We start from the raw sequence: 5,464 nt of genomic DNA, 5'->3' as shown, positions 1-5,464 counted from the left end.
AGATGTGTATAAGAGACAGCCTTCGCCGGCGCCGTGGTCGTCGGCCTGTCGATGTCCTCCGGCGGCGACGGCTCCACCTCCATGCTCGGAGTGGCGCTGTGCCTCCTCGCGGCCGTCGCGTACGCGACGGGCGTCGTCGCCCAGAAGCCCGCCCTCTCCTGCGGGACGCCCCTGCAGATCACCACGTACAGCTGCCTTACCGGCGCCCTGGCCTGCCTGCCCTTTACCGGGCAGCTGGTGGCCGAGGTCCCCCGGGCCCCGCTCCCGGCGACCCTGGACATGGTCTACCTGGGCGTGGTCCCGACCGCCCTCGCCTTCACCACGTGGACCTACGCCCTCGCGCGGATGCCCGCCGGCAAGCTGGGCGCGACCACGTACGCCGTGCCGGCCATCGTCGTCGCCCTGAGCTGGAGCCTCCTGGGGGAGGTGCCCGCCTGGCTGACCCTGCTGGGCGGCCTGCTGTGCCTCACCGGGGTGGCCGTATCCCGCTACCGGCGCCGCACGGATGGCCGCCGCGGAGCGCTGCTGGTCTCGGGGCTGCGTCGCGCGGGCTGACCCGGCAGCCGGTTTGCCCGTTCGCCGGGCGGGCACCCGATGGGAACCCGGGTCCGCCTTGCGGGCCGGCCTGCCGGCCGCGGGAGGACGGGACCGCGGGTGAGAAGCCGGAGGTGTCGGCGGCGGGGGGCAGGTGGGGCGCCGGCTGTCCCTCAGGTTCGCCCACGTTCTTTCAGGGACCGCGCCTCCCCGGAGATCACGGTTGAATCCCGTCATGCGCGCGCTGCCGGACGCTGACAACCGGGCGCGATACATGGCACTGCCGTGGTTGGCGGCTCCAAGGGCGTGTCCCGGCGCGTTTCGCCACCTTGGTCCCGGTTCCGGGTGAGCGCGCCGCGTACCGGACGGTGCGGCGATGCCGCAGGCCCCCCCGAACCCACAGCCCTGCCAGAGGGTGGACAGCGGGCCGACGGTTGACCCGTCTTGTGGACTTCGGCTGGTGACGGGTTGTCCCAGCGGAGTTCGATCGCCGTGTACGGGGTTGCTCCCGGGCTCCCGGCTCCCGGCTCCCGTTGGGCGGGGGCTGTCGGTGGCGGTGCGTAAGGTGCCCGGGTGAACATTGACGATCTTTCCTGGCAGGCGCGCCACCATGGTGGCGTCTACCCGCGGATGGCGCGGACCCTCCCCGACCTGGGGCAAGTGGAACTGCTGGTCCGGGCGGCGCGGGAGCGTGGCGACTGGAACTGCGCGGAGGCGGCGGCCCGGGAGTTGTGCGCGGCGGGGAAGTGCGATCGGGCGCTGGCGTTGCTGGATCCGTTCGCAGAGATCGGGTGGCGACCTGCCGAGTGGCTCACCGCCGAGATCATGATCCACCAGGGCCATGGCGAGAAGGCCCTCGCGCGGGTGCGCCCGGACGCGACCGAACTGGGCGACGGCCACGTGTGCGCCCGCCATGCCGAGCTGCTGTCGAAGGCCGGACGGATAGAGGAGGCCGTCGACGTGCTCTCACCCCACCTCGGGGAGCACTGGCTTCGCTCCCGCCTGGTCGAGATCACCGAGGGGCGGGGACGCGACGACCTGGTCCTGGACGTGCTCACGCGGGAGGCCGGGCACATGGAGGCCGCCGAAGGCGCGGCGTGCGAGCGGTGCGGCGGATCCTGTGGGACGAACCGGACCGACCGGTGGCATGTGCTGCTCCTGATCTCCCAGGTCTTGGAGCGGGCCGGGCGCACGGACGAGGCCGTCGAGGTCCTGCGCGCCGAGAGGGCCTCGGGCCGACGGCACCCCGTCAACTTCCCGGAGTACTACGCAGAGCTCCTCGCCCGGCAGGGCCTGATCGAGGAGCTGGGGGCCCTGGCTGCCGAAGACCACCGCTCAGCCCTCGACGTGTATGCGAAGGCGCTGGAGGACGCGGGGCGGGCGGACGAGGCGGAGAGCGTGCTGCGCGAGGGGATCGCGACCCACGACCACCCGAAGGACCGGGCGGCGCTGATGGGCCTCCTCGTCCGCCAGGGGCGAGTCGACGAAGCCGTCGAGACCGGCCGGCCCACCTACGAGTACTACGACTGCTGGAACTTCCTCCAATGGGCGCTGGAACTGCTCGTAGAGGACGGCCGCCCCGACCGGGCACTCGAACTCCTGGACGGTCAAACTGACGAATACATCAAGGAGCACCCGGACCAGGTCCGCCACCTGCGCCTCTGGCTGCTGGGTGAGGCAGGCCGCTGCAAGGAAGGCATCTCGGAGGCCACCGCCCTCAACGAGCGGGAGCCGGGCGAGTGGGACACCGCGCTGGCGCGGCTGCTGGAGCAGGACGGACGGACGGAGGAGGCCCTCGCACTGCTCCGCTCCTCCACCCACTACTCGGTTCACCATGAGTTGCCCGACGTGCTGATCAGGCACGGCCGCTTGGCCGCGGCCCTTGACGCCATTCCCACGATCGCCGAGAGTCGCGCGGCTTCCGAACAGCGGAAGAGGGAGCGGGAGCGAGAGGCGGCGGAGCAGCGAGAGCAGGACGATCCCTGGGCCGCTACGGGCGGGTTCAGCGTGGAACCGCCGTCCTAGCCTGGACCGCCCCGGTCAAACCGCCTGAGACGGGACAGCGGGGGTCCTCGCACCGGCTTCTGGCAGGCAGTCCACATGGGCAGGAGCACGGTACGAGAGTCCGACGCACGACCGCTTCGGGCCCCTGAACAGCAGTGGTCCACCTTCGCTGTCACAAAATGCGTTCGATCCAACTTCGGTGTCAATCGGTCCAGCTCCGCTGTCACAGGTCATCGGAGTTTGATCACCGCAGGTCAGCGACTCAGTACACCGAAGGTGCGCCGAGTCGCTGACTTGTCCTCATGTGCCGTTCCTCGTAGACGTGCAGGTCAGAGCCTTGCGATCGTCATGCAGGCTGCTCGATTTGTGAGGACGGGGGGTCAGGAAGGCTTGACCGTCGAGACCGGGGTGGCGGTCACCTTGTTGTCGCACTGGGCCCACCACCCGTCCTTCAGGGCGACCTGGTGCTTCCCGGAGTGCGGCAGCCCGATGACCATCGTCGGATACGCCGCCGGGGTATTGCCCGACACGCAGTAGCCGTCGCCCTCCCCCTGGACTTGGACGAAGGTCAGCTTCACCCATGCCTTGCCCTGCGGCCGGACCGTCACGGCGGCGGCCTTGCCGGTGGGGGTGACCTTGAGCGGGGTGTTGCCGGCGCCCGCGACCGTCGGATAGCCCTTCAGGACGCACGTCTTCTGGGAGACGTTGGTGAACTGCACGACCGCCGCCCCCGTCCCGGTCCCGACGGGCCGGTGGGCGGCCTGCCAGGCGCTGACCTGGAGGGCGGAGGCCGGGCAGGCCGGCGGCGGGGTGGAGGTGGTGGTGCTCGCCGCCATGGCGGTGCCGGGCAGGATGCCGGTCACCGCCATGGCGGCGGCCGTGACCGCCGTCGTCGCCAGAGCCGCCCTGCGAATGCCGTTGCTGTGACGCATGTTGTCGTCCCCCTGAATCGTCTCGTCCGCGGGTTTCGGTCGTCGGTTGTTGCCCCGCGGTACGCGTGGTACGTGAGTGAAGATATGGGCGGGAGAGCAGCAGGGTTCCGTGTGGCGACTACCTGTGACGGAACGGTCAAACTCCGATGGCAAACGGTCAAGATCCAGGGCACGGGACAACTGAGCGTCGTAGTTGGCACCGCTTGCCAGATGGTGTGCTCAGTCGGCAATCGGCGTGCGGCAAGGACAGAAGGCCCGACCGCGCTGGGGTGGACTGTCAGTCGCGCATGCGAGCGTGGGGGCAGCGAAGGCTTGCAGGGAGCCATCCGCGTGAGGAGCCGAAGGCGCGTGGTGACAGTGGCAGGTGGAGGCTGGATCGGTATGGGCTGGGACTGGACGGATGCGGGTGATATCCGTCGACGCCTGGACCAGGGAGCCGACCCTGAGGCATGGAGCGGTGGGCGCCCCCTGCATCGGGCGGCGGTGTTCGGCTCGCCGGAGGTCGTCACGGAGCTTGCCGGGCGGGTGGAGGACGTGGACGCCCTGGAGAACGACGTGACGGCTCTGTGGGAGGCCGTCGTGTCCAAGAAGCCCGACAACGCGCGAGCTCTTGCCGCCGCCGGGGCCGACCCCTGGCGGGAGTTGATCGGCGGCTGGTCGCCGGGGCGGCTGAGCCTGGCCGGGCCGACGCCCGACCTGTTCGACGTCCCCGCCGGCCAGCAGCTGAACACTGGGGAGCGCACGGCGGCCGAGGAGGCCGCGCGGCTCCTCGGGGCGCTCGGCAGCTTCTACTACGAGGGCACCGGCCTGGCCTGCGTGACGGGCATCGACGCCGCCGAAGCGGTGCGGCGCTTGGAGGCGACCCCAGTGCCGGACGGGGCCATCGAGGAACTGCTAGAGGATCCGTACGCGTACGACGAGGATATGGAAGTCATCGGAGTGACGTCCGTGCCGGGCGGCTGCGTAGTGACCCAGCCCTGGGGCGACGCACCACAGATGCCCGGAGTGCTCACCCGGCTCTCCCGCGGCACCGTCTGCTACGGCCTGTACGCCAACCCCAAGAGCGGCAATCAGGGCAGCATTGCCCGTGACGGTGCCATCACCGGAGGGGACCTGCATCCCGGCGGCGGAGCACAGGAAGGAGACACCCCTGAAGAAGTCCTCGACGCGTACCCTTACCAGTACAACGCGGTGGCCTACTCCTGCGCCTTCACCGGGCTGCGCCTGAGTGACGCACGGGCGGTCGTCGGGCCTCCCGATCTGTGGGTGCAGCTGCCGCAACGCGACTACTGGAGCCACTGACCAGCCGCGCGCGTAGGCCCAGTCCGCAAACGAATCTGAGCACTCGATGTGGCAGGCGGTGCCAACTACGACGCTCGGTCACACGTGCAGTTGTGACCGTGCACTGTATCTGTCCAATGAGCACTGGACTTGTCGCGCTGTGTATTCGAGTTGGCGGGCGGGTTGGCCTTCGCCGCGGCTGAGCGGGTGGGGCCACAGACGGCGTGAGCGCTGGACCGAAAGGGTTTGGCGCGGGGGCCACACGTCGACGATGATCGCCTCATGACGACCAGAAAGGGCCATGCCTTCTAGGCGCCCCGGTTCCCTCTCCACCGCACGTGCACCGCCGCCGACGCTCACCGCAGCCCCCGACCGCCGTGACCGCCCACCCAGGAGAGCCCGCCCGTGCAGAAGACCGCCCTCGCTTCCTTCGCCCACCTCCCCCGAACGCACCACGACCGCCACGTCCTGACCAGCACCGTCGACGTCTTCGGCGTCGCCCACTGGCTGCTTGCCGACCGCGCGCCGCAGCCCGGCGATGCCCGGCCCTTCGACGCCCTGGTCGTCTCCGTCCATCCGGGCGGCAACGTCGAACTCACCGAGCTGAGCGCCGTGCGGGCCCGCTGGCCGCACCTGGACCGCCTGCCCGACAGCGGGTTCGTCGTCGCAGCATCCCGCACCCGCCGGTACGAGAACGCAGACCAGGTCCAGGT

At 70.4% G+C, this 5,464-nt stretch carries 3 protein-coding genes and 2 pseudogenes; 4 read left to right on the top strand and 1 reads right to left on the bottom strand.

The window, feature by feature from the left end:
* Nucleotides 1-18: 18 nt before the first annotated feature.
* Nucleotides 19-555, top strand: a pseudogene (locus VR44_RS30925) (DMT family transporter); the annotation flags it as partial.
* Nucleotides 556-1,107: 552 nt separating this feature from the next.
* Nucleotides 1,108-2,559: a tetratricopeptide repeat protein gene (locus VR44_RS30920; protein WP_045950932.1), complete on the top strand. Its 1,452-nt coding sequence runs from the start codon at nt 1,108-1,110 to the stop codon at nt 2,557-2,559.
* A 359-nt stretch (nt 2,560-2,918) separates the two neighbouring features.
* Here VR44_RS30920 and VR44_RS30915 read toward each other — a convergent pair whose 3' ends face one another.
* The gene (locus tag VR44_RS30915; RefSeq protein WP_045950931.1) at nt 2,919-3,470 is read right to left on the bottom strand and encodes a DUF4232 domain-containing protein; all 552 of its coding nucleotides are present in this window, start codon (nt 3,468-3,470) and stop codon (nt 2,919-2,921) included.
* A 381-nt stretch (nt 3,471-3,851) separates the two neighbouring features.
* Here VR44_RS30915 and VR44_RS30910 point away from each other — a divergent pair, with 381 nt between their 5' ends.
* Both VR44_RS30910 and VR44_RS30905 read left to right on the top strand, forming a co-directional pair.
* The gene (locus VR44_RS30910; RefSeq protein ID WP_045950930.1) at nt 3,852-4,772 is read left to right on the top strand and encodes a hypothetical protein; all 921 of its coding nucleotides are present in this window, start codon (nt 3,852-3,854) and stop codon (nt 4,770-4,772) included.
* Nucleotides 4,773-5,156: 384 nt separating this feature from the next.
* Nucleotides 5,157-5,464 (top strand): annotated as a pseudogene (locus VR44_RS30905) (hypothetical protein); the annotation flags it as partial.

This window comes from Streptomyces katrae, from assembly GCF_000966975.1.
GTDB lineage: Bacteria > Actinomycetota > Actinomycetes > Streptomycetales > Streptomycetaceae > Streptomyces > Streptomyces katrae.
Note: the sequence above shows the minus strand (reverse complement) of the source record. Positions and strands in the feature narration are given on the sequence as shown.

Excerpts from the sequence above, each read along its gene's own strand:
- VR44_RS30915 (WP_045950931.1), bottom strand. The coding sequence starts at position 3,470 with ATGCGTCACAGCAACGGCATTCGCAGGGCGGCTCTGGCGACGACGGCG.
- VR44_RS30910 (WP_045950930.1), top strand. The coding sequence starts at position 3,852 with ATGGGCTGGGACTGGACGGATGCGGGTGATATCCGTCGACGCCTGGAC.